The organism is Rhizobium sp. SU303 (assembly GCF_021052345.1).
GTDB classification, from domain to species: Bacteria; Pseudomonadota; Alphaproteobacteria; order Rhizobiales; family Rhizobiaceae; genus Rhizobium; species Rhizobium laguerreae.
This window is the reverse complement of sequence record NZ_CP088095.1, coordinates 415,659-440,590: the sequence shown is the minus strand read 5'-3', so window position 1 is coordinate 440,590 and position 24,932 is coordinate 415,659. Positions and strand designations below refer to the sequence as shown.

The 24,932-nt window shown below is 59.9% G+C and carries 19 protein-coding genes; 3 read left to right on the top strand and 16 right to left on the bottom strand.

Going from position 1 to position 24,932, the window contains the following annotated elements; all coding sequences use genetic code 11:
* Positions 1-338: 338 nt before the first annotated feature.
* The 7 genes from RlegSU303_RS02115 to RlegSU303_RS02085 form a co-directional block, all read right to left on the bottom strand.
* A complete protein-coding gene (locus RlegSU303_RS02115) occupies positions 339-728 on the bottom strand; it encodes a hypothetical protein (RefSeq protein ID WP_150131655.1) in 390 nt (129 codons plus the stop codon).
* Between the two features lie 33 nt (positions 729-761).
* Entirely contained in the window at positions 762-1,184 is a 423-nt protein-coding gene (locus RlegSU303_RS02110) for a hypothetical protein (protein WP_150131656.1), read from the bottom strand.
* A gap of 647 nt (positions 1,185-1,831) precedes the next feature.
* A complete protein-coding gene (locus tag RlegSU303_RS02105; protein WP_231283403.1) occupies positions 1,832-9,997 on the bottom strand; it encodes a M10 family metallopeptidase in 8,166 nt (2,721 codons plus the stop codon).
* 257 nt (positions 9,998-10,254) lie between these two features.
* The gene (locus RlegSU303_RS02100; protein ID WP_064652494.1) at positions 10,255-10,503 is read right to left on the bottom strand and encodes a hypothetical protein; all 249 of its coding nucleotides are present in this window, start codon (positions 10,501-10,503) and stop codon (positions 10,255-10,257) included.
* Positions 10,504-10,572: 69 nt separating this feature from the next.
* On the bottom strand, positions 10,573-11,376 hold the full coding sequence (locus RlegSU303_RS02095; RefSeq protein ID WP_231283402.1) for an anti-sigma factor family protein: 804 nt from the start codon (positions 11,374-11,376) through the stop codon (positions 10,573-10,575).
* Positions 11,373-11,978 carry an RNA polymerase sigma factor gene (locus RlegSU303_RS02090; RefSeq protein ID WP_231283401.1) on the bottom strand — a complete coding sequence of 202 codons (606 nt, stop codon included), beginning with the start codon at positions 11,976-11,978 and terminating at the stop codon, positions 11,373-11,375. The genes RlegSU303_RS02095 and RlegSU303_RS02090 overlap by 4 nt, the downstream gene beginning before the upstream one ends.
* A gap of 46 nt (positions 11,979-12,024) precedes the next feature.
* On the bottom strand, positions 12,025-12,561 hold the full coding sequence (locus tag RlegSU303_RS02085; protein WP_231283400.1) for a tetratricopeptide repeat protein: 537 nt from the start codon (positions 12,559-12,561) through the stop codon (positions 12,025-12,027).
* Positions 12,562-12,729: 168 nt separating this feature from the next.
* Here RlegSU303_RS02085 and RlegSU303_RS02080 point away from each other — a divergent pair, with 168 nt between their 5' ends.
* From RlegSU303_RS02080 to RlegSU303_RS02070, 3 genes are all read left to right on the top strand, one after another.
* Complete coding sequence (locus RlegSU303_RS02080) at positions 12,730-13,782, top strand: type III polyketide synthase (RefSeq protein WP_231283399.1); 1,053 nt, start codon at positions 12,730-12,732, stop codon at positions 13,780-13,782.
* A complete protein-coding gene (locus RlegSU303_RS02075; protein WP_231283398.1) occupies positions 13,779-14,282 on the top strand; it encodes an isoprenylcysteine carboxyl methyltransferase family protein in 504 nt (167 codons plus the stop codon). Before RlegSU303_RS02080 ends, RlegSU303_RS02075 begins: the two co-directional genes overlap by 4 nt.
* Positions 14,283-14,357: 75 nt before the next feature.
* Entirely contained in the window at positions 14,358-15,605 is a 1,248-nt protein-coding gene (locus RlegSU303_RS02070) for an NAD(P)/FAD-dependent oxidoreductase (RefSeq protein ID WP_231283397.1), read from the top strand.
* Here RlegSU303_RS02070 and RlegSU303_RS02065 read toward each other — a convergent pair.
* The 9 genes from RlegSU303_RS02065 to RlegSU303_RS02025 form a co-directional block, all read right to left on the bottom strand.
* Positions 15,595-16,134 (bottom strand): gluconokinase, encoded by a 540-nt coding sequence (locus tag RlegSU303_RS02065; RefSeq protein ID WP_231283396.1) that lies wholly within the window; start codon positions 16,132-16,134, stop codon positions 15,595-15,597. The genes RlegSU303_RS02070 and RlegSU303_RS02065 overlap by 11 nt on opposite strands.
* A 26-nt stretch (positions 16,135-16,160) precedes the next feature.
* Positions 16,161-17,114: a peptide ABC transporter ATP-binding protein gene (locus RlegSU303_RS02060; RefSeq protein ID WP_027666445.1), complete on the bottom strand. Its 954-nt coding sequence runs from the start codon at positions 17,112-17,114 to the stop codon at positions 16,161-16,163.
* The gene (locus tag RlegSU303_RS02055; protein WP_077977681.1) at positions 17,111-18,127 is read right to left on the bottom strand and encodes an ABC transporter ATP-binding protein; all 1,017 of its coding nucleotides are present in this window, start codon (positions 18,125-18,127) and stop codon (positions 17,111-17,113) included. The genes RlegSU303_RS02060 and RlegSU303_RS02055 overlap by 4 nt, the downstream gene beginning before the upstream one ends.
* Positions 18,127-19,017 carry an ABC transporter permease subunit gene (locus RlegSU303_RS02050; RefSeq protein WP_077977680.1) on the bottom strand — a complete coding sequence of 297 codons (891 nt, stop codon included), beginning with the start codon at positions 19,015-19,017 and terminating at the stop codon, positions 18,127-18,129. Before RlegSU303_RS02050 ends, RlegSU303_RS02055 begins: the two co-directional genes overlap by 1 nt.
* A 9-nt stretch (positions 19,018-19,026) precedes the next feature.
* Positions 19,027-20,031, bottom strand: a complete 1,005-nt coding sequence (locus tag RlegSU303_RS02045) for an ABC transporter permease subunit (protein WP_017959055.1) — start codon at positions 20,029-20,031, stop codon at positions 19,027-19,029.
* An 87-nt stretch (positions 20,032-20,118) separates the two neighbouring features.
* Positions 20,119-21,714 (bottom strand): ABC transporter substrate-binding protein, encoded by a 1,596-nt coding sequence (locus RlegSU303_RS02040; RefSeq protein WP_077977679.1) that lies wholly within the window; start codon positions 21,712-21,714, stop codon positions 20,119-20,121.
* Between the two features lie 340 nt (positions 21,715-22,054).
* The gene (rirA, locus tag RlegSU303_RS02035) at positions 22,055-22,537 is read right to left on the bottom strand and encodes an iron-responsive transcriptional regulator RirA (protein ID WP_017959053.1); all 483 of its coding nucleotides are present in this window, start codon (positions 22,535-22,537) and stop codon (positions 22,055-22,057) included.
* Between the two features lie 108 nt (positions 22,538-22,645).
* Positions 22,646-23,695 carry a M48 family metallopeptidase gene (locus tag RlegSU303_RS02030; RefSeq protein ID WP_017959052.1) on the bottom strand — a complete coding sequence of 350 codons (1,050 nt, stop codon included), beginning with the start codon at positions 23,693-23,695 and terminating at the stop codon, positions 22,646-22,648.
* Positions 23,685-24,767: a YjgN family protein gene (locus RlegSU303_RS02025; RefSeq protein WP_017959051.1), complete on the bottom strand. Its 1,083-nt coding sequence runs from the start codon at positions 24,765-24,767 to the stop codon at positions 23,685-23,687. Before RlegSU303_RS02025 ends, RlegSU303_RS02030 begins: the two co-directional genes overlap by 11 nt.
* Positions 24,768-24,932 lie beyond the last annotated feature (165 nt).

Genomic DNA, 24,932 nt, shown 5'->3' with positions numbered 1-24,932 from the left:
ATATCAGCCAGACGTCGGGCGGGGCAACACCAATATCTATTGGGTCACGCAGTCTCTCTGGGAAGGTCGAAATATACGGATTGAACGCGGCATAGATCTTCGCATTCGATGAAACTGCAAAGGGGAAAATCGCCGCATCTGAAGCTGCCTGTGGCCCAAAGAAACGCTCGAACGTCGACCGATAGTCCTGCCCGGATGTCCAGCTTTGCCAGCGATAATAGTCGTATAGGTGATTGAGAAAATCCCTGGGAGAGTATCCCGGGAGGACTTCGTGGGTTTGCGGAACTACGGCAGACGGCAAGATCGCCCGATTGATGCCATACCATACAGAAGCCGGTTCAATTGAACTTCATGCCATCCGACCGTAGTGCGCTGGCGAGCCCCTCCGCCTTCTTGTTAATTTCGCTATTGGAGAGTCCTTCCGCTCTCCATTTTTCGGCGGTCAACACAGCGTCCGACATTGTGATGACGCTGTCGACCGCCTCGCCATCCGCCGACGACGGATGGGGGTTAGCCTGAGACGCCGATATCAGAAGATTGATGCCGCCGGCCGGAAGAAAAAATTGCCCGACCTGCAAATATCTATAGGTCGGAAACGCCAGGGCCGAGCCAGCCGACACAGCTAGCAGCAGCACCATCCATCTAGAGATAAGAAGTGTCCGAGACGCAAGCGCGTGGAACAACATTAAAGCGACGATCGCTCCCCAGTAGCTTCTAAACTGGGTCACGCACACAACTGCTAGAAGTGCTACACAACGCAACTAGTGATCGAGCGATTCCCCCGCGTTCCAGACGTCATTCAAGGCAATGTAGTCTGGGTGATATGACCCGCCGCCAAGAACCCATAGTTTTCCGTGATAAGCGACGGCCGTGTGATATGCCCGCGGCTGCCATGCCGCGTGTTCTGTCACCTTGGTCCAGTTGATACCATCGCGGGAGCTCCACACGTCGTTCTTAAGGGTCTGCTTGCGATCAACCCACTCAAGCCCCCCGAGAATCCACAGCTTACCATTTAGCATCACAATCGGCGTGGCTGTTCTAGGACTCCAAGAAGCTGCTACTTGCACGTTGTTCCAGCGAATTCCGTCATCTGAGTTCCACACCGCATTGGTGGCAGGATGCTCCGGGTCCGAAAGTGTAGTCCCACCCATTACCCACATTCGGTCCTTGAAAACGATCGTCATCGGCAGGTCGGTATAATGGAAAGGTAGCTCCGACTGGACAGATCCCACTTGATCCCATCCGTCGAGTTCCAGACATCCCGAAGCAACTCTGTCGGCTTTGTTTTCCAGCCGCCCAAGAGCCAAAGCTTGTCATGATACACGAGTTCTCCAGCCGAATCACGCGGTTGCCAATCAGCGATGGCTATCCGCTTCAAACTCGGTGCCGGGAATCCCGGTGCCCCGCTGTAAATCCACCCGAGAATAAGGCAAAGAACAACCAGCGGAACGACGCGGAAAAACAAAAGCCGTTTGACTTAAATTCATGATTTCATCCCGAACCACTCTTGGAGAGCAGGCGTTTATGACCGCACAAGTACCTTCATTCGCACAATCGCCGATTGTCACAACTTCAAGGCCACCAGCAACGGGCGGACCAAATGCGACGCTCTTGTGTTAATGATTGTTTCTGTGGATCAGCCACTTTGAGTTTCATCACGGCCTGATCCCCACGGCGACGAAGAGCTGAGCCAAATTGTGATTGCCTCAATTGCCGGAAAAATGGTGTCGTTCAATCCCCTTGCCTCATCTCCTCCACAAACCGCCGTCATCCTCTCCGCCGCAGCATGCTCGATCTCCCCCGCAGGGTTTACCAAGAGGTCCGATTGGGTTCACGCAAAAAAGAAATCCCCCGAGTCTAGGCTCGTCAAGGCTACGTTCCTCAATACTATGGTGTTGTCGATATCGGCTGTAACGATTGTATCGTTGCCATACTGACTGGATGCCGCAAAAAGCGATTCCCAGTCGGCGAAAATGCTGTGGTCGATCCTGATCGTGTCGTGTGCGGAGCCGGTTGCCACGAAGTTTGTGATCGTATCGTGGCCCCAGTTCAGCAAAAAAACGAAGACGTCGGCTGCCGCTCCACCAGTGAGGGTATCGTTGCCGGCGCCACCCATCAGCGTATTAGAACCACTGCCGCCGACGATCACGTTGTTAAGCGCATTCCCTGTTCCGGCAAACGGCCCAGTTCCGATATAGGTGAGGTTCTCGACATTGGCGGCAAGCGTATAGCTCGCCAGGCTCGTGCGAACCGTGTCGACCCCCTCATTGGCGATCTCGGTGACGATATCACCGGCATTGTCGACGATATAAGTGTCGTTGCCCGCACCGCCGATCAAGCTATCCGCACCTGTCCCGCCATTCAGCACATCATTGCCGGCGCCGCCGGTGATCGTGTTGGCGAGCGCATTGCCGGCGCCGGTGAAGCTGGCGGATCCCGTATAGGTCAGGTTCTCGACATTGTTGCCGAGCGTATAGCTGACAAGCGCCGTCCGGACCGTGTCCGTCCCTTCGTTCGCGTTCTCAATCACGATGTCAGTCGCAATATCGACGACATAGATGTCGTCACCCGTCCCGCCCGACATCGTGTCGGCACCAGCCCCGCCGATCAATGTGTCGTTGCCGCCAGCCCCCACGAGCTTGTCGGCAGCAACACCGCCCTTGAGGACGTTGTCGAGTGCATTGCCGGTGCCGGCAAACACGGCCGTACCGGTCGATGTCAGGTTCTCGACATTGACCCCCAGCGTGTAGGCGGCCAGATTCGTCTGCACCGTGTCGATACCCTCGTCGGCATTTTCGATGACTGTGTCACCGGTGGAGATGACATAGGTATCGTCGCCCGCACCGCCCTTAAGCGTGTCGACCCCCGCCCCCCCGGTTAGGATATTGTTCAGCGTGTTGCCTGTTCCGGTAAAGGCTGCCGTGCCGATATTGGTGAGGTTCTCGACATCACTGCCAAGCGTATAGCTTGCCAGCGTCGTGCGAACCGTATCATTCCCCGCGTCGGCGGCTTCCGTGACGATGTCGCCGACATGGTCGACGATATAGATGTCGCTGCCCGCACCGCCGATCAGGGTATCCGCACCGCCCCCGCCATTCAGCAGATCGTTGCCGCCGCCGCCGGTGATCGTGTTGGCGAACGCATTGCCGGTGCCGGTGAAGTTGGCGGATCCCGTGTAGGTCAGGTTCTCGACATTGACCAATGCGGCGATCGAGTAGGCTGCAAGCGCCGTGCGGATTTCGTCGGTGCCGGCGCTGACCGCCTCCTTGATCACGTCGCTCGCACTGTCGACCACATAGATGTCGTTGCCGGCACCGCCGTCAAGCGTGTCATTGCCGGCGCCGCCGTCCAGAAGATCGTTGCCAGCGCCGCCGGTGATCGTGTTGACGAGCGTATTGCCGGTGCCGGTGAAGCTGGCGGATCCCGTATAGAGCAGGTTCTCGACATTGCTGGCGAGCGTATAGATTGAAAGCGCCGTCTTGATCAGATCGGTTCCTGCATTCAGCCCTTCGGTGACCACGTCGCCAACGTCATCGACAATATAGGTGTCGTTGCCCGCACCACCGATCAAGCTGTCCGCACCGGCCTTTCCGTCCAGGGTGTCGGCACCTGCCGCGCCCCTGATCGTGTTGGCAAGGTCATTGCCCGTGCCGGTAAAGGCTACCGTGCCGATGTAGGTGAGGTTCTCGAGATCGCTGCCAAGCGTATAGCTTGCCAGGGCCGTGCGAACCGTGTCGGCTCCTTCATCGGCGGCTTCAGTGACGATGTCGCCGACATGGTCGACGATATAGATGTCGCTGCCCGCACCGCCGATCAGGGTATCCGCACCGGCTCCGCCATCAAGCGTGTCATTGCCGGCGCCGCCGGAAAGAGTATCGGTGGCAGCGCCACCCGTGATCGTATTGTCGAGATTGTTGCCGGTACCAGCGAAAGTTCCCGTGCCGGCAAAGCTCAGGTTCTCGACATTGGCGGCAAGCGTATAGCTCGCCAGGCTCGTGCGAACCGTGTCGACCCCCTCATTGGCGATCTCGGTGACGATATCACCGGCATTGTCGACGATATAAGTGTCGTTGCCCGCACCGCCGATCAAGCTATCCGCACCTGTCCCGCCATTCAGCACATCATTGCCGGCGCCGCCGGTGATCGTGTTGGCGAGCGCATTGCCGGCGCCGGTGAAGCTGGCGGATCCCGTATAGGTCAGGTTCTCGACATTGTTGCCGAGCGTATAGCTGACAAGCGCCGTCCGGACCGTGTCCGTCCCTTCGTTCGCGTTCTCAATCACGATGTCAGTCGCAATATCGACGACATAGATGTCGTCACCCGTCCCGCCCGACATCGTGTCGGCACCAGCCCCGCCGATCAATGTGTCGTTGCCGCCAGCCCCCACGAGCTTGTCGGCAGCAACACCGCCCTTGAGGACGTTGTCGAGTGCATTGCCGGTGCCGGCAAACACGGCCGTACCGGTCGATGTCAGGTTCTCGACATTGACCCCCAGCGTGTAGGCGGCCAGATTCGTCTGCACCGTGTCGATACCCTCGTCGGCATTTTCGATGACTGTGTCACCGGTGGAGATGACATAGGTATCGTCGCCCGCACCGCCCTTAAGCGTGTCGACCCCCGCCCCCCCGGTTAGGATATTGTTCAGCGTGTTGCCTGTTCCGGTAAAGGCTGCCGTGCCGATATTGGTGAGGTTCTCGACATCACTGCCAAGCGTATAGCTTGCCAGCGTCGTGCGAACCGTATCATTCCCCGCGTCGGCGGCTTCCGTGACGATGTCGCCGACATGGTCGACGATATAGATGTCGCTGCCCGCACCGCCGATCAGGGTATCCGCACCGCCCCCGCCATTCAGCAGATCGTTGCCGCCGCCGCCGGTGATCGTGTTGGCGAACGCATTGCCGGTGCCGGTGAAGTTGGCGGATCCCGTGTAGGTCAGGTTCTCGACATTGACCAATGCGGCGATCGAGTAGGCTGCAAGCGCCGTGCGGATTTCGTCGGTGCCGGCGCTGACCGCCTCCTTGATCACGTCGCTCGCACTGTCGACCACATAGATGTCGTTGCCGGCACCGCCGTCAAGCGTGTCATTGCCGGCGCCGCCGTCCAGAAGATCGTTGCCAGCGCCGCCGGTGATCGTGTTGACGAGCGTATTGCCGGTGCCGGTGAAGCTGGCGGATCCCGTATAGAGCAGGTTCTCGACATTGCTGGCGAGCGTATAGATTGAAAGCGCCGTCTTGATCAGATCGGTTCCTGCATTCAGCCCTTCGGTGACCACGTCGCCAACGTCATCGACAATATAGGTGTCGTTGCCCGCACCACCGATCAAGCTGTCCGCACCGGCCTTTCCGTCCAGGGTGTCGGCACCTGCCGCGCCCCTGATCGTGTTGGCAAGGTCATTGCCCGTGCCGGTAAAGGCTACCGTGCCGATGTAGGTGAGGTTCTCGAGATCGCTGCCAAGCGTATAGCTTGCCAGGGCCGTGCGAACCGTGTCGGCTCCTTCATCGGCGGCTTCAGTGACGATGTCGCCGACATGGTCGACGATATAGATGTCGCTGCCCGCACCGCCGATCAGGGTATCCGCACCGGCTCCGCCATCAAGCGTGTCATTGCCGGCGCCGCCGGAAAGAGTATCGGTGGCAGCGCCACCCGTGATCGTATTGTCGAGATTGTTGCCGGTACCAGCGAAAGTTCCCGTGCCGGCAAAGCTCAGGTTCTCGACATTGGCGGCAAGCGTATAGCTCGCCAGGCTCGTGCGAACCGTGTCGACCCCCTCATTGGCGATCTCGGTGACGATATCACCGGCATTGTCGACGATATAAGTGTCGTTGCCCGCACCGCCGATCAAGCTATCCGCACCTGTCCCGCCATTCAGCACATCATTGCCGGCGCCGCCGGTGATCGTGTTGGCGAGCGCATTGCCGGCGCCGGTGAAGCTGGCGGATCCCGTATAGGTCAGGTTCTCGACATTGTTGCCGAGCGTATAGCTGACAAGCGCCGTCCGGACCGTGTCCGTCCCTTCGTTCGCGTTCTCAATCACGATGTCAGTCGCAATATCGACGACATAGATGTCGTCACCCGTCCCGCCCGACATCGTGTCGGCACCAGCCCCGCCGATCAATGTGTCGTTGCCGCCAGCCCCCACGAGCTTGTCGGCAGCAACACCGCCCTTGAGGACGTTGTCGAGTGCATTGCCGGTGCCGGCAAACACGGCCGTACCGGTCGATGTCAGGTTCTCGACATTGACCCCCAGCGTGTAGGCGGCCAGATTCGTCTGCACCGTGTCGATACCCTCGTCGGCATTTTCGATGACTGTGTCACCGGTGGAGATGACATAGGTATCGTCGCCCGCACCGCCCTTAAGCGTGTCGACCCCCGCCCCCCCGGTTAGGATATTGTTCAGCGTGTTGCCTGTTCCGGTAAAGGCTGCCGTGCCGATATTGGTGAGGTTCTCGACATCACTGCCAAGCGTATAGCTTGCCAGCGTCGTGCGAACCGTATCATTCCCCGCGTCGGCGGCTTCCGTGACGATGTCGCCGACATGGTCGACGATATAGATGTCGCTGCCCGCACCGCCGATCAGGGTATCCGCACCGCCCCCGCCATTCAGCAGATCGTTGCCGCCGCCGCCGGTGATCGTGTTGGCGAACGCATTGCCGGTGCCGGTGAAGTTGGCGGATCCCGTGTAGGTCAGGTTCTCGACATTGACCAATGCGGCGATCGAGTAGGCTGCAAGCGCCGTGCGGATTTCGTCGGTGCCGGCGCTGACCGCCTCCTTGATCACGTCGCTCGCACTGTCGACCACATAGATGTCGTTGCCGGCACCGCCGTCAAGCGTGTCATTGCCGGCGCCGCCGTCCAGAAGATCGTTGCCAGCGCCGCCGGTGATCGTGTTGACGAGCGTATTGCCGGTGCCGGTGAAGCTGGCGGATCCCGTATAGAGCAGGTTCTCGACATTGCTGGCGAGCGTATAGATTGAAAGCGCCGTCTTGATCAGATCGGTTCCTGCATTCAGCCCTTCGGTGACCACGTCGCCAACGTCATCGACAATATAGGTGTCGTTGCCCGCACCACCGATCAAGCTGTCCGCACCGGCCTTTCCGTCCAGGGTGTCGGCACCTGCCGCGCCCCTGATCGTGTTGGCAAGGTCATTGCCCGTGCCGGTAAAGGCTACCGTGCCGATGTAGGTGAGGTTCTCGAGATCGCTGCCAAGCGTATAGCTTGCCAGGGCCGTGCGAACCGTGTCGGCTCCTTCATCGGCGGCTTCAGTGACGATGTCGCCGACATGGTCGACGATATAGATGTCGCTGCCCGCACCGCCGATCAGGGTATCCGCACCGCCCCCGCCATTCAGCAGATCGTTGCCGCCGCCGCCGGTGATCGTGTTGGCGAACGCATTGCCGGTGCCGGTGAAGTTGGCGGATCCCGTGTAGGTCAGGTTCTCGACATTGACCAATGCGGCGATCGAGTAGGCTGCAAGCGCCGTGCGGATTTCGTCGGTGCCGGCGCTGACCGCCTCCTTGATCACGTCGCTCGCACTGTCGAGCACATAGATGTCATTGCCGGCGCCGCCGTCAAGCACGTCATTGCCGGCGCCGCCGTCAAGCGTATCGTTGCCAGCGCTGCCGTTGATCGTGTTCGCGAGACCATTTCCAGTTCCAGCGAAATCGCCGGTGCCGATGAAGGTCAGCTTTTCAACATTATTGGTCAAAGCATAGGAAGAAAGCGTCGTCTTGACCAGATCGGCTCCTTCATTCGGCCTTTCAGTGACGACGTCGGCAAGGTTATCGACAATATAAGTGTCATCGCCCGCTCCGCCGATCAGTATGTCTGCTCCAGCCTTTCCGTCCAGCGTGTCGGCACCCGCCGCACCCCGGATCGTGTTGGCAAGGTCATTGCCTGTCCCGGTAAAGGCAACTGCGCCCATATAGGTGAGGTTCTCGACATCACTGCCAAGCGTATAGCTTGCCAGTGTCGTGCGAACCGTATCGATCCCCTCATTGGCGACCTCGGTGACGACGTCAGAAGCGTTGTCGACGATGTATGTGTCGTTACCCGTCCCGCCGATTAGCCTGTCGGCGCCAGCCCCGCCGTCCAGCGTGTCATCACCGGCACCGCCCGACAAAATATCGATGACCGCGCCACCGGTGATCGTATTGTTGAGGTTGTTGCCAGTGCCGGTAAAGGCAGTCCGTCCGAAGTTAATGAGGTTCTCGACGTTAGCGCTCAATGTGTAGCTCGCCAGATACGTCTTCACCGTATCTATGCCCTCGTCGGCGTTTTCAATAACGGTGTCGCCGTCACCGTAAACGACGTAAATATCGTAGCCGATCCCCCCAGCGAGCGAGTCATCTCCCCAGTCACCACTCAGGGTATCGTTTCCTGCCCCACCAGAGAGCGTATCGTCGCCTGTCCCGCCAGTGATTATATTGTCGAGGCTATTCCCGACACCGGTAGAATTGCCACTACCTGCGAAGTATAGGTCCTCGACATTAGCATTGTCCGCCAGCGAATAAGCCGCAAGATCGGTCCGGATCGTGTCAGCGCCGCTGTCGGCCGCCTCGACCACGACATCGCCGAGATCATCGACAATATAGGTATCGTTGCCCGCACCGCCGATCAGCGTGTCGGCGCCGGCCTTCCCATCAAGCCAATCAATACCTGTCCCGCCAGTGATCACATTGGCCCCCGTATTGCCAGTACCGGAGAACCCAAAGGTGCCAATGTAGACCAGGTTTTCTACGTTGGTGCTGAGTGTATAAGAACCCGTCGTCCGGACCGTGTCCGTCCCCTCATCGACATTCTCAATTACAGCATCGTTGGCATTGTCGACGATGTAGACGTCGTTACCCGTCCCGCCCGACATCTTGTCGATTCCGGCACCGCCATCGAGTGTGTCATTGCCGGAATCGCCAGTAAGGGTATCGTTTCCGGCATTGCCCCAGAGCGCATTGTCCGCCTCGTTGCCGACAATCGTATCGTTGCCGGAGCCGGCCCGAACGTTCTCAATCAACGACGCGACATTGTCATGATAAAGAAGGGCGTTGAAAATGTTACCGCGGGCATAGCCATTATTCGGACCTCCGCCCAGGTCGGCCAACTGGCTCTGGGAAAAGACCGAGTAGCCCCCTGCTCGCAAGTCGATCTTGAGGGCGGTGGTATAAGCGCTCAAATCATAGGTATCGATACCGCCGCCGTCCCAGATTGTCGCGAAGATGCGGTTGGCAGCGGGCGTGATGGCCGCAACGCCGTTGACATAAGTGATGCCCTGGTTCGGATTCCACTTGTAGACGGTATCGCCGCTGTTCGTCGTGTAGTCCGCACCATACATTTCCTGCAGGGCGGCGATGTCGAGCATCATGAAGGTTTGTGGCGCGCCATCGTGCTCATACTTGGCCCCCCTCTCATCGTCTCCAATAAATGTGTGGTAGGTCATGATCGTGTATTCGAGCGAGTCGTAGGCGCTCGGAACGACTGTCCCCCCTTCGTGAGCATGTTTCAGTCCGAGAGCGTGACCCAGCTCGTGCGCCAAGACCTGGCCCGCATAGTTGCCGAACCTCGGGAACCGATAATCATCTTCGGTGCCAGCATATCCCGTCCCGAACCAGATATCCCCACCCCGCTCGCCGGCAGCTGGCAAATAGGCCCCTGCCGTCTCCAGATAGGGATCCGAGGTTTGCGCAAACCGCACCGTTGCGGTATTCGCGCTTCCGGCCTCAAAGTTGGCGTTCGTGAACCCCTCGACGGAGAAGCCGTCATTTGCCGCACTCCCGTAGGACTGCTCCATAAAGTACAAGGCGAGAGACTGCTGCTGCGACGATATTGGAGAGAAAGAATAGTACTTTTCGTAGTATAAATCGGCGCCATCATCGGCATAAGATGATGAGGTGGTGGGAAACGCATAGGTTATCGTTCCATCCCAAGCGGTGCCGCTGAAGAGCCCGTCTATTTTCTGATCCCCAGTCGAGCTGACGTTCTTCGTCGGAGTAATAAGATTCGTCATAAAATACCCGTTTGCCTATTCCATTCGCCGCGCCTAATGCCGGTTTCCCTCTGCCCGAAATCAGAGGAAAATTCAACTAAAAGCTTTATTTCTCTTCAGGAAAGTTTTTTTGACCTAGTAACTAACGCTCCTGAAGCGCTTTCTCCTCTATCGAAGGCCAGAAGACATATTCCAGGATCCTGGTGCTCGCCCGTCCGAACCTTCGCAATTGCTGCCACGGCGGCACTTAAATTGACGTTACGGTCATCTGCTGAAATTTAATAAGCCTCAGGCTTGGTGATATCGGGAAAGCGAGAGGTCCGCATTGTTTCGGCGCCGTCGAACGTTGTCTCCGGCCGTCGTGCCGCGGGGTCGCCCTCACGGCGTGCCGCGTCGGGTTCGAGGATCGCATCTGCCGCAATCTTGGTGACGTGGCCTGCGATCGTTCCGTAGCGAGTGAAGGGAAAGGCGTCGAGCTTGACGACAGTGTCCTGTCCGACCGTGGTGAAGCCGATGTTCTTGTTCAAAGCGTCAATTTCGAGCTCAAACGTGCTCCCTAAAAAAAACCCGGCGAAGCTGAAGTCCTGCTGAGCTGGTCAGCTTGAAAGCCTGCTCCGGGCGTTCTCCGCCAATTCCTGCACCCGGTCTACGGGGATGCGGCCGATCAGCATGAAAGCGTGCGTCGCGTTCGACCAGTAGACGACATTCATACCTTTGCGGTTTTCGAGGTCCGGCGCCTTCGGCCCCGCGTCAGACTTGACGATGCAGAGCGCCATCGGCCCGGTCTCGGGGTCGAGATAGGCGATCTGGGCGAGCGCCTTACCATCATATTGCAGCAGCAGGGCGCGTTTGAAATCAATCCCCGGCAGCGAGACGGCTTCGGGGGAGAGTGACAGGCCGAGCTTCTCGTCAAGACCGGCGAGCTGGGCGGCCTGATCCTCCCTGCCGGGGGCGGGGCCGGCGTACGTTTCGGCGGTATAGAGCGAGATATAATCGGCGACCACGGCGCGCCACTCGCTGTTTTCGTCCTTTGCCGAAAACCGTGCTCCGATGCCGATGACGGCGCGGTCGATGGCGATGCCGGCGACCAGCGAGGCGGCGAGCGCGCCGAGGAAGCGGCGGCGGCTGGCGAATGCGGGCGCGGGACCGGATTTTGCGCTTTGGTGCGCCGGGATGGCGGCGAGCATCGCCTGCAGCTTCTCGCGCGGCGCTTCCGATAGGAGCGGGGCGAAGGCCTGCTCGAACGGCAGGCTGGCGCGCGCCAGGAATTCCAGCCGTTTGGCGACGCTCTCGTCTTCCTTCACCATGGCCTCAATGCGCGCAGCCTCTTCGGCCGTCAGTTCGCCGTCGATGAAGGCTGTGAGCTGCTCGTCGGAGGGAATGGTCTGTTTCGTCGTCATTGCCGTCCCCCTTCCGGTCCGGCGCCGGAGAGCTTGGCGCGGGCCGCCGCCAACCGGCTCATCACGGTTCCGATCGGGATATCCAATATGCCTGCAACCTCGCGATAGGAAAGTCCTTCCACATAGGCGAGGAAAACCACCGTTCTCTGCGCCTCGGGCAGCGCATTCACCTGCTTCAGCACCTGACCCGCCATCACATGGGTTTCGGTGTCGTGCGCGCCGTCGAAGATCAGCGTCTCCCCGGCATCGACGAAACCCTGGCCCTGGCGCACCCGGCGGGAGCGGATCTCGTTCAGCCAGATCGAATGCAGGAGCGAAAACAGCCAGCGGTCGAGCCGGGTGCCGGGGATGAACTGATCGGCGCGCTCCAGCGCGCGAAGGCAGGTCGCTTGCACCAGGTCGTCGGCGACATCGCGCTGATGCGAGAGAAGGAGACCATAACGCCAGAGCCTTGCCAGATTTTCCGTCAGGCCGCTCCTGATATCCGCTTCGCTCGCGATGGCCGCCTCCGCCGATCCTGCATCCCTCGAAACCGCCGGATGAACCGGCGATTCCGTTCTCGCGCGACTATAGGCAGGAAAATGGGTGCGCGCGACCGACATTCTTACGTCCCTTTTGCGGTTCAAGTCTTCCCGCCGTGCCTGTTGATCAGATCTTCGAGGGATCGAGGATTGCAGCGTTCAGATCCTGATATTCCTCGCAAGCCGTGCCGCAGATCGCCTTGATTGACTTCAGCTGGTCTTTGGCGAGGTCGAGCTGGCCCTTGATGACATAGGCTTCACCGAGATATTCGCGGACCTTGGCGTATTGCGGATCCATCTTCACCGACTGCAAGTAATAGGAGATACCTTCGTCGGTGCGGCCGAGCTTGCGCGTGGCATAGCCGCGATAATTGAGCACTTCGGCGGTGTTCTGATCCTTGACCGTGTCGAGCACCGCAAGCGCCTCCACATAACGACCGGCCTTGGCCAGCGAATAGGCATAGTCGGCGCGGTTCTCGTCGGAGACGTTAGCGCTCTGCTGCTTGACGCATTTCTTGGTCTTCTGGTCGTAGATCTCGCCCTTCTTGCAGGTGGGCGTTGTGCTGCTATCATCGCCAACCGCAAAAACCGGGCCGGAGACAACAGAAGCGGCAAGGCAGCCGCCGAGAATGATGGAAGCGATGCGGGCTGTCATAATCGTCATGGGGAAACTCCTCGAAAGTGACGTTGCGACGAGAGAACACCGCTGCATCCCGCTTTATTCGGCTGCCGCTTGCATTTCTTTCTTCACCCTTTCGTGAAGCTTCAGAGCTGAATAATTTGGGCGTCCGCGTGTTTTCCTTCGTTCCGCCGGAGGGACAAGGAGAATTCTGTGACCGATACCGTCAAACTCGTCAGCCTCGCCGTTGCCACACCCGAACATGTCATTTTCCAAAAACAGGCGGCCGAAGCCTCGGCCCGGCTGTTTGCCGACCGTTTCGGGGATTTCCGCCATCTTGCCCGCGTCTTCGACAGCGCCGGCATCGACAAGCGCCATGCGGCGCGGCCGCTTGCCTGGTTCGACGAGCCGCATGGGTGGCAGGACCGAATGCAGGCTTTTGCAGAGGTGGCAGGCGGGCTTTTCGTCGAAGCTGCCAGCTCTGCCCTTCGCCAGGCGGGGCTTGAGGCCAGCGATGTCGATTGTGTCGTGACGGTCTCCTCCACCGGTTTTACGACGCCGAGCCTCGATGCGCAGCTTAGCCGCAGGATGGGTTTCAAACCCGATATCGAGCGCGTGCCGGTCTTCGGGCTCGGCTGTGCTGCTGGCGTCTCAGGTTTTGCGATCGCCTCGCGACTAGCGCGAAGCCGGCCGGGCACTGTTGTGCTTTTCGTGTCGATCGAGCTTTGCACGCTGGCCTTCCGGCTGGACGAGCTGACCCGGCCGAACATCATTGCGACGGCGCTTTTCGGCGACGGCGCTGCCGCCTGCGTGCTGCGATCAGGCGAAGACGGGCTGGCGGAGGTGGAATCGACCGGCGAGCATCTCTTTCCCGACACGCTCGATATCATGGGCTGGAAGATCGATGACGGCGGCTTCGGCATCGTGCTGGCGCAATCGCTGCCGCCGTTTGCCGAAAAGGAGATCGGCCCGGCAGTGACGGCCATTCTGGCCCGCAACGGGCTAAGGGTGGAGGATATCGACCGCTTCATCTGCCATCCCGGCGGCATGAAGGTGCTGGCCGCGATGGAGAGCGCGCTTTCGATGGTCCCGGGCACGTTGGATCACGAGCGAGCTGTGCTTGCCGAATACGGCAACATGTCCTCGCCGACCATCCTGTTCGTGCTGGAGCGGGCGATCCACGCCGGGTTGCCAGAGCGCGCCGCGATGATCGCCATGGGGCCGGGCTTTTCGGCGAGCTGCGTGACGCTCAGGAGGGTCGCATGATGTGGCCGTCGATCGCGCTCCTTGCCTTCGTGACGCTGCAGCGGCTGGGGGAACTCGTGCTTGCCCGGCGCAATACGGCGGCGCTTGTTGCCAGGGGTGCCAGAGAGGTGGCACCCGAGCATTATCCCTTCATGGTGGCGCTGCATGCCGGCTGGATCATCGGCCTTTGGCTGCTTGCCCCCGGCAGGCCGGTCGCGCTCTTCTGGTTTCTGGTGTTCATGGGGCTGCAGGCGCTGCGGCTCTGGGTGCTGGCGACGCTGAAAGACCGCTGGACGACGCGCATCATCGTCCTGCCCGGCGCGCCGCTCGTCAGATCCGGGCCCTATCGCTTCCTCCGCCATCCGAACTACGCGATCGTCGTCGGCGAAATCGCCGCCCTTCCCCTCGCCTTCGGCCTGCCGTTTTACGCGATTGTCTTTTCCGTTCTCAACGCGCTTATCCTCTATATCCGTGTGAAGGCTGAAAATGCCGTACTGAAAAGCGCAATGATTTTGAAATGAAAGCGATTTTTCGTTTGCGTCGCAGTATCGGCGCGGGCATTTTCACCCGATAAACAAAGCGGAATTCAAGCGGAAATGACGAAGAACGCAATCGTGCTCGGCGCCGGCATTGTCGGGGTTTCCACGGCCATCCATCTTCAGCGGCGCGGCCGGCAGGTGACGCTGATCGACCGCAAGGATCCGGGCAGCGAAACCTCCTTCGGCAATGCCGGCCTGATCCAGCGCGAAGGTGTGGCACCCTACGGCTTTCCCCAGCAGCTCGGGCTCTTGCTGCGCTATGCGCTGAATAACCGCATCGACGCGCATTATCACCTGCGCACGCTGCCGAGCCAGATCGCCTTTCTCGCCCGCTACTGGTGGAACTCCGATGCGCGGCGCCACGCGATCATCACCCGGGCCTATGCGCCGCTGATCGAAAATTCGATCGTCGAACATAAGGATCTGATCGAAGCGTCGCAGGCCGAAGGGCTGATCCGCAAGGACGGCTGGATGAAGATTTTCCGCACGCAAGCCAAGCGGGACGGCGCTCTTGCAGAGGCAGCACTTTGGCAGAATGAATTCGGCGTGGAGTATGACAGCCTGACTCCGGCCGATATCGCCCGCATGGAACCTCATATGACCGGCGATTTTGCTGGCGGCATCCACTGGCGCGATCCCTGGTCGGTGCTCGACCCGCATGCGCTGACATCGGCCTATCGCCGCTATTTCGAAAGCCTTGGCGGCCGGTTCGTCACGGGTGATGCCGCCTCGCTCGGTCCGTTCGGCTCCGGCTGGAAGATCATGACGGCGGAAGGTCCGCTCGAAGCCGAGGATGCGGTTTTAGCGCTCGGCCCCTGGGCGGCCGTTGCGACGCGCCGGCTCGGCTATTCCTTCCCGCTCGGCGTCAAGCGCGGCTATCACATGCATTATGCCACTGAGGGCAATGCCGTGCTCAACAACTGGACGCTCGATGCCGAGCGCGGCTATCTCCTTGCGCCGATGAACCGCGGCATCCGGCTGACGACAGGGGCGGAGTTTGCAACGCTCGATGCGCCGAAGACGCCGGTCCAGCTCGACCGCGCCGAAGCCGTGGCCCGCACGATCTTCCCGCTCGGAGGCAGGCTCGATCCCGAGCCTTGGATGGGTGCGCGACCCTGCACGCCAGACATGATGCCGATCATCGGCAAGGCGCCGCGCCATCAGGGCCTGTGGTTTGCCTTCGGCCATGCCCATCACGGCCTGACGCTCGGGCCGGTGACCGGCCGTGTGCTTGCCGAAGTCATCACCGGCGAAACGCCGTTCATCGATATCGCGGCCTATTCGCCGCAGCGTTTCAACCCGTAACACCGAGCGCGGCAAGGCCTTTAAAGGCCTTTGTCGCAATGCCTTCTACCGTGTCGTCGATATCGACGGTGACGACACCTTGCTCGCCTGTCGGCACCTCAAGTGTGGCCAGCTGGCTATCGAGCAACGAGACCGGCATGAAATGTCCCTTGCGCTCGGCCATACGCTTCATCAGCAGCGCTCTGGAACCTTCGAGATAAACGAAGAACAGATTGCCGCCGGCAGCGGCCCGTAGCCTGTCGCGATAGATGCGCTTCAGTGCCGAGCAGGAAACGATGATACCCTCGCTCTTTTCCAGCGAGGCCTTGATGTCTTCGCCGATGCGGTCGAGCCAGGGCATCCGGTCCTCATCGGTCAGCGGAATGCCCTTCGACATCTTCTCGACATTGGCGGCGGGATGAAGCGCATCGCCTTCGACGAAGGCCAGGCGCAGCGCTTCGGCAAGCTTCTCGCCGACGGAGGATTTACCGCAGCCGCTGACCCCCATGACGATGATCGCATGAGGCCTGTTCATCTGCTCATCCGGCATGTTTACTCCTCAGCTTATCTTCCCGCTCAGTCGAGCGGGAAATGACAGGCATATTGTTGTGCGCCTTCTCCCCTTAATTCGGGAGAAACCTGGCGACAATAGTCCTGCGCCTTCCAGCAGCGCGGATTGAAGTGGCAGCCCGACGGCGGCTTCAAGGGCGACGGCAGTTCGCCCTGCAGGCGGATGCGGGTCTTCTCGCGCTCGGGATCGGCGATCGGGGTCGCCGACAACAAGGCGGCCGTATAGGGATGGCGCGGCCGGGCGAAGACTTCAGCGGCAGGGCCGGTTTCGATCGGGCGGCCGAGATACATGACCATCACCTCGTCGGCGATGTGATGGACGACCGAGAGACCGTGCGAGATGAAGAGATAGGCAAGGCCCATCTCCTTCTGCAGGTCCATCAGCAAGTTCAGCACCTGCGCCTGGATCGACAGATCAAGGGCCGAAACCGGCTCGTCGAGCACCAGCACTTTCGGCCGCAGCATCAGGGCGCGGGCAATGGCGATGCGCTGGCGCTGGCCGCCGGAGAACATATGGGGGTAACGGCCATGATGCTCCGGGCGCAGGCCGACGCGGGCCATCATCTCCTCCACCTTGCGGCGGCGGGCGGCCGCGTCGAGATTGGTGTTGATCTTCAGCGGCTCTTCAAGAATCGCGCCGACCTTCTGGCGCGGGTTGAGCGAGCCGTAAGGATTCTGGAAGACGATCTGCACCTGGCTGCGCAAGCTGCGGTCGCCGACACGCGCCGGCTTGCCGTCAATCAGCAATTCGCCGGCCGTCGGATCCTCGATCATCGTGACCAGACGGGCGAGTGTCGACTTGCCACAGCCGGATTCGCCGACGACGGCGAGCGTCTTGCCGGAATGCAGGCTGAAGCTGACGCCGTTCAGCGCCTTGACGGTGGCGTCGGCTTTGAAGAGACCGCGGTTGACCGTGTAGAAACGGGCGAGATCCCTGCCCTCGAGAACAGCGCCAGTCATACCAAGTCTCCTGCAGTTTCAACGGCGATGACACCGGGATGCCCCAGCGGCTTGCCGTCCTTCAATGGATAATTGCACAAAGCCTGGCCGAGCTCCGGGCCCTGGCGCACCACGCCGCGATCGCATTCGACCGTGGCATAACCGCAGCGCGGCGCGAAGAGACAGCCCGTCGGGCGGCCGTGCTGGCCGGGAACGACACCGGCGATCGAGGGCAGACGCTGGCCGACCTTGGCGCGTTCCGGCAGGGCGGCGAGCAGAGCTGCCGTATAGGGATGATGCGGATCGCGAAACAGCGCCCTCACCGGCTGCTCCTCGACCTTCTGGCCGGCATATTGTACCTGCACGCGCTCGGCGGTTTCAGCAACGACACCCATGTCGTGGGTGATCAACACCAGCGCCATGCCGTGCTCCTTCTGCAGACGCACGAGCAGATCGAGGATTTGCGCCTGGATCGTCACGTCGAGCGCTGTCGTCGGCTCGTCGGCGATCAGGAGCTTCGGATTGCAGGCGAGCGCCATGGCGATCATGACGCGCTGGCTCATGCCACCAGACATCTGATGCGGGAAGTTCGACAGGCGGTCTTCCGGGGCCGGAATGCCGACGAGGTTCAGGAGCTCGATAGAGCGTTCGCGGCGCTCCTTGCGGTTGAGGCCCATATGAAAGCGCAGGGTCTCGCCGAGCTGGAAACCGACCGTGAAGCACGGATTGAGGCTCGACATCGGCTCCTGGAAGATCATCGCCATATCCTTGCCGATGATCCTGCGGCGCTGGCGGGCGGAGATACCGCGCAGATCCTTGCCGTCGAACTGCATGCGGTCGGCGGTGATCTTCGCCGTCCAGGGCAAAAGCCCCATCAGGGCCAGCATGGCCACGGATTTACCCGAGCCGGATTCGCCGACGACCGACAGGATCTCGCCCTTGTCGCAGGCAAGAGACACGCCGTCGACGGCGCGGAAGAGACCGGAAGAGGTCTGGAATTCGACCGTCAGATTTTCAATCTCGAGGAGTGACATCACGACCTCTTCAGTTTGGGATCGAGCGCGTCGCGCAAGCCGTCACCCATCAGGTTGATGGCGAGAACGGTAATGAGGATGGCAAGACCCGGGAATGTCACCACCCACCAGGCGCGCGAGATGAACTCACGGGATTCGGCCAGCATTGTCCCCCATTCGGGTGTCGGCGGCTGGGCGCCCATGCCGAGAAAGCCGAGGGCGGCGGCATCGAGAATTGCCGCCGAGAAAGCGAGCGTCGCCTGAACGATCAGTGGCCCAAGACAGTTTGGCAGGATCGTCTTGAACATTAACCGGAAGGTGCCGGCACCGGCGACACGCGAGGCGATCACATATTCCTTCTCACGCTCCGAAATGACTGAGGCCCGCGTCAGCCGGACGAAATGCGGCTGGTTGACCAGCGAAATCGCGATCATCGCGTTGGTGAGGCCAGGCCCGAGCACGGCCACCAGCACGAGAGCCAACAGCAGCGACGGGAAGGCCAGGATGATGTCCATTAGGCGCATGATTGCCGTATCGATCTTACCGCGGAAAAATCCGGCAACGAGCCCGATCAGGACTCCCGAAATGACCGAAAGCGTGACGACGACGACGCCGATGAAGAGCGAGAACCGCGCGCCGTAGATCAGGCGCGAGAGGATATCGCGGCCAACGGCATCCGTTCCGAGCGGGTAGGAGGCGCTGCCCGCCTCCATCCAGAACGGTACTGCCAGCAGCACCTGGCGGTTCTGCTCGTTCGGCTGATGTGGCGCAAAGAGCGGCGCTAAGACTGCAACGACCAGGATGATGCTGAACACCACCAGGCCGATGACGGCGCCCTTGTTGCGGGAGAAATAATGCCAGAACTCCGCAAGAGCGGATGGCTGGCCGGTTTTGACGGTGACCGTGCTCATGGACCGCTCCTAGTGACGAATGCGCGGATTGATGAAGCCGTAGAGAACATCAACAATCAGATTGACCAGCATGATGACGCCGGCGATCAGCAGAAGGCCGCCCTGGACCACGGCATAATCGCGCTTGAAGACCGAATCGACCATCCATTTGCCGATACCTGGCCAGGAGAAGATCGTCTCGGTGAGGATGGCGCCGGCAAGAAGAACGCCGATCTGCAGACCGATCGTGGTGATGACAGGGATCATCGCATTTCGCAGCGCATGCACGCCGACGACGCGCAGCGGCTTCAAGCCTTTGGAGCGTGCGGTCCGGACATAGTCCTCGCCCAACACTTCGAGCATCGCCGAACGCGTCTGGCGTGCGATGACGGCGAGCGGGATGGTTGCCAACACGATGGTCGGCAGAATGAGGTAGCTGACGGCCGAGGCGAAGGCTCCCTTCTGGCCCGACAGCAAGCTGTCGACGAGCATGAATCCGGTGACCGGCTTGAAGAAATACATCAGCGAGATGCGGCCGGAAACCGGCGTCCAGCCGAGATAGCCGGAGAAGAAGATGATGAGCAGCAGACCCCACCAGAAAATCGGCATGGAATAACCGATGAGGGCAACTCCCATCACGCTCTGATCGAACCACGTGCCTCGCTTGACGGCCGCAAAGACGCCGGCGGGCACGCCAAGACAGACGGCGATAATGATGGCACAGAGCGAAAGCTCCAGTGTTGCCGGGAACAATGTGAAGAACTCGCCGAGAACGGGCCGCTTGGTGACGATCGAGGTGCCGAGATCGCCTTGCAGCACTTTTCCGAGATAATCGAAATACTGCACATATATGGGCCGGTCGAAACCGAGATCGTGCATGATCTGGGCGTGACGTTCCGGCGCCATCACACGTTCACCCGACAAAAGCATGACGGGGTCGCCGGGAATCATGCGGATGAACGAGAAGGCTATCAGCGAAACGCCAAGGAATGTCGGGATCAGCACCGCGAGGCGGCCGATGAAAAAACGCAACATAGCAGGTTTTCCAATAGTTTCCGGCGGTCAGGGGAACCTGACCGCCGGCCGCACCCGGCGTTGACCGGGCAGTTTACAGATTTTTTATTATTCGGAAATGTCCACACCGTCGAAGCGGTGAATTCCAAGCGGGTCCATGAAGAAGCCCGAGACCTTCTTGCTCATCGGAACGAAGACCAATGAGTGGTTAATCGTATTCCAGGGAGCTTCCTTCTTGAAGATCAGCTGAGCCTGCTCATAGGCCTTCGTGCGCTCGGCGACGTCGGCCGTCAGCTTGGCCTTCGTCATCAGATCGTCGAATTCCTTGTTGCACCACTGAGCGCGGTTGTTGCCGCCGACAGCATCGCAGCCAAGCAACGTATCCATGAAGTTGTCAGGGTCGCCGTTGTCGCCGGTCCAGCCAAGGATGACGGCACCGTCGCGATTCTTGTCGGACGAGAGCTTCAGATATTCGGCCCATTCATGGGTGACGATTTCCGCATCGACGCCGACCTTGGCCAAGTCGGCCTGCATCAATTCTGCGGCGCGGCGCGCGTTCAACATGTACGGACGCGAAACCGGCATTGCCCAGATCTTCATCTTCAGATCCTTGACGCCGGCATCTGCCAGCATCTTCTTCGACGCATCGGGATCGTACTTGTCGTCTACGACGGCATCGTTATAAGACCACATTGTCGGCGGGATCGGGTTCTTGGCAACGGCCGCAGCACCCTGGAAGACGGCGTCGACGATCGCCTGCTTGTTGATCGCCATGTTCAGCGCTTTGCGGACTTCGGCCTTGTCGAAGGGAGCAATCAAAGTGTTGTAGGCGAGATACGAAACGTTCAGGCCGGCCTGCTCGAGCACGGTCAGGTTCTCGTCCTTCTTGAGTTCGGCGACGTCGGCCGCATTCGGATAGGGAATGAGGTGGCATTCGCCGGCCTTCAGCTTCTGCGCGCGGACGGCAGCATCAGAGGTGATCGCGAAAACCAGATCGTCGATCTTTTCCTTGCCCTTGAAATAGGTTTCGTTCGCCTTGTAGCGGATGACGGCATCCGGCTGGTAGGCGACGAAGGTGAACGGGCCGGTGCCGAGCGGCTGCTGGTTGAGCTGCGCCATCTTGCCGTCGGCGGCAAGCTTGTCGGCATATTCCTTGGAGACGATCGAGGCGAAGTCCATGGCCAGGTCGGCGAGGAATGGCGCTTCGGGATGATTGAGGACAAACTTGACGGTGAGGTCATCGACCTTCTCGATCGACTTGATCAGCTCGGGAAAGCCCATGCCGGCCGCGTATTCGTAGGAACCGCCCTCGACATACTTGTTCCACGGATTGTCAGACTTGAGCTGACGCTCGAACGAGAAGATGACGTCGTCGGCGTTGAGATCGCGCGTCGGCGTGAAGAAGTCGGTAGTCTGGAACTTGACGCCAGGATGAAGCTTGAAAGTGTATTCCGTGCCGTCGGCCGAAACGCTCCAGCTATCGGCCAGGCCCGGCTCGATCTCGGTCCCGCCATGCTTGAATTCGACGAGGCGGCTATAGACTGTGCGCGACGACGCGTCGAAGGTCGTGCCTGCCGTATAGAGGCTGGGGTCGAAGCCTTCCGGCGAGCCCTCGGAGCAATAAACAAGGGTCTTGGACCAGGCCGACGTCGCCATGACGGAAATCAGGGCCGTCGCTGCCAGCAGGACAGAGATCTTTTTCATAATATTGTTTCCCGGTTGTTCTTTTTTGATGTTTGGAGACCGTAGATTGCCATCTCGGTCGACGCTCGATGGAACGATATTTATTTACTGAAAGCAACGGGCTACGCAGAAAATTTTTCCAGCTGGACAATTTTAGAAATTTTCCGTCAAAAATCAGCCTCATTCGGAAATATTCGCACAAAAAAGACCGAAATTTTGTCGCATTTGGTATAAAAGCGCGCCCATCGCGACACGCAGCCGGCATTTCCCCGTATTCCTGATGCCAAGGAGATGCCCGCAAAAACAAAAACCGCGGTTGCTGGGGGCAACCGCGGTTCAGAAGTTCATCCTGGTCTTTTGATCAGGCGGCAGGGGCAACGATCGCGGGTTTGCGATAGGCCGGCTCGCCGGTGATTCCGAGAAGGAAATTGATCTGCGGACGCGCCTTGACGAGGTCGTCGATGGAGTATTCCGACAGCACGGCAAAGAAAGCGTTGAGCGCCTTGCGCAGCGCCGAATTCAAACCGCAGCTGTCGACCAGCGGGCATTCGACCTCACCGTCATCCTCAAAGCACTCGGCCATGGCGAAGTTGTCTTCCGTCACCCGAACGACGTCGAAAAGACTGATGTCGGCGGCCGGTTTGCCCAAGCGCACGCCGCCGTTGCGACCGCGCACGGTTTCGACCAGACCCGCCTTGTTCAGCGGCTGGAGGATCTTGAAAAGAAAGAGCTCGGAAACGCCATAGGCCCTGGCGATTTCCGGAATCCGGCTCAAGTGCCCGTCGTTGGCAGCACAATACATCAACATGCGAACCGCATAGTTCGTCTGCTTCGTCAACCGCATGCCATTCTCCTGACTCGTCTGTTCAGACCTATATAGGCGGTTTGCTAGTTTTGAACAATTCCAAAATATGAAATTCGCATTCAGCTTATGAGGCCATTTGCCGCGACGTCAATCCCGCCTCAGGACCTCGACGTAATCGAGGATCGCCTGTTTGCGCTCGGGTGTGCCTGGATGGGTGGACAACATGCTGGTGCGGGAGTGGTCGCCGAGCTTGGCTTCCAGCAGATCGAAAAACCTGGCGATCGCGACAGGATCCATACCGGCCTTGCGCATCAGTTCGACCGAGCGCCGGTCAGCTTCAGCCTCGGCGCTGCGGGAATAGGACAATGCGAGCAGACCGCCTCCTTGCGTCAGGATATCCTCGACGCCGGAGCCGATATCGCCGGCAATCAGCATGACGAGACCGGCGACGCCCGCGGCCCGATAGAGCTGCCTCAGGCTGTGCTTGTATTCGACATGGCCGATCTCGTGGGCGAGAACGCCTGTTATCATCTCGTCATCGCCACCCGCCAATTCGATCAACTGGTCGGTGAGGACGATATTGCCGTCGGGAAGCGCGAAGGCATTGGGACCGATCAATCCTCCATTGCGAAAATTCAGGACATAGCGCTCGGCGCCGCCTTCGGCATTGGCGGCCACCTTTCGAAAGCGATCGGCGATTTCGGCCTGCCGGATCTCCGTTATGTGGCTTGGAGACAGCGCCGTCGTATCAAGCGTGTTGAGAGCGCCATAGGACATCATCTCAGATACGACAGGCGGCGTCACGAAGATGGCGACTTCGACGAGCGCCGGCAACGCATAACGATAGATTCCGACGGCAAGCAAAACGACCGCGACCGCGAAGACGAAGATGCGGGGATGAAACTCCTCAAGCCGATGCACCCATCCGCTTTTGCCGCCAGCGCGAAGAAAGGCATCGATTGCGTCATTGTCGGCGCTCTCGAAGACCGAACCGTCGGTAAAGACCGCACGCCGGGGGATCGATCCGACGCGCGCCGTAAAGGAGACGTTTCCGATGGCGCCATCGGAAAGAGCCGCATCTTCCGCGGTGACGGCGATGAGGCGCCCGCCCCGCGACAGCAGGCGTGCGGGAACGGCGGCGCTCGAATGAGGCGGATACCATTCCCCCGTCGCGATGGTTTCTCCGTCAGAAACCAAAATCAAGCCCTTCCATGCTCATATATTCCGAACCGATGGCAGTGCCGCTGGCTTCAAACTGCGTAAAGACCTCGCCGATCTCGCCTTCGATGCGGATCGCTGTGTGCTCGGTGACATAACGCGCCAGCCTAACCGCCGCCCAGGGGCGCATCAGGCCGAGGGTGAGCACCGTCACCACGACGTTCGATATGGCGATCCAGGCATAACGCGCACGGGAAAGATCGCTCCGCAAGACATGCCGGCCGTCGATCTGCGTCGACGACCAGACGATGTTGTGGACGGCTGCCCGATAAAAGAGGCCGGCAAGGCCATAGATGATCAGGACACCGAAGACGGCCAGGTACATTCCCGACACTATCATCACAATATCGGGATCGCGCTCGAACGCGCCAGCGTCATTCGCCTGCATTCCGACGACCGCGATCGCAACCACCGCAACGAGCACGACGGCGCCCAGCACGACCATCAGGGCCGGGACGAGAAGCGCGCCGTAAAGCGCGCCAACTTTGGGATCCGTTTGAAACGGTCGGTTGCCGTAGCGGAGGTTGTTGAAGATGTAGCGGTTGAGCCAGCGGCTGGCGAAGGGCGCCAGCAGACCCAGCGACAGGACGGCGACGAGGCTTCCGAGCATGACGGAGACGAAGGCGCCGCCGGCAGTGCCGGCGAAATCAAATCGGACGTTGCGATAGCTGGTTACGCGGGCGTTGAAACGAAGGCCCCTCACGATCAGCCAGGGAAGTGCGATGAGGATGAGGACCGTGGTCACCAGCGAGAACAGCGGATGAATCACCGCCAGAATGTTGGCCACGATAACGAAGGCCACCACAATGAGGCGGCCGATAAGGATCTGCATGCCGGTGGCGTGATATTCGAAACTGCGGCCGAGCAGGACGGTGTTGCCGTAGAAATAACGGTTTCGCCGCACCTTCGCCCAGGCCGAATAGATGCCAAGCGTTAGGATCGTCAGAAGAACGTTGACGATCCAGATGCCGAAATATTCCGATGCCGTGCCGGTGAACCTGGCACGCTCGAATGCGTTGGCCGCGGCGCCCGCGGACACTCGATTATCCATATTTTGCTTCCCCCAAAGCGTAACAGGCCCGACCGGCTCATGACTGGAATCACGCGCCCGGCTGCTCATCTGAAAGCAAATCGGGCAAAAATCAACAACTTAGAATCGAAAAATCCGGAGGCCGAAAGGCGCCCCCGGATTGCAGATTGAAGATTGGAAGCTTGT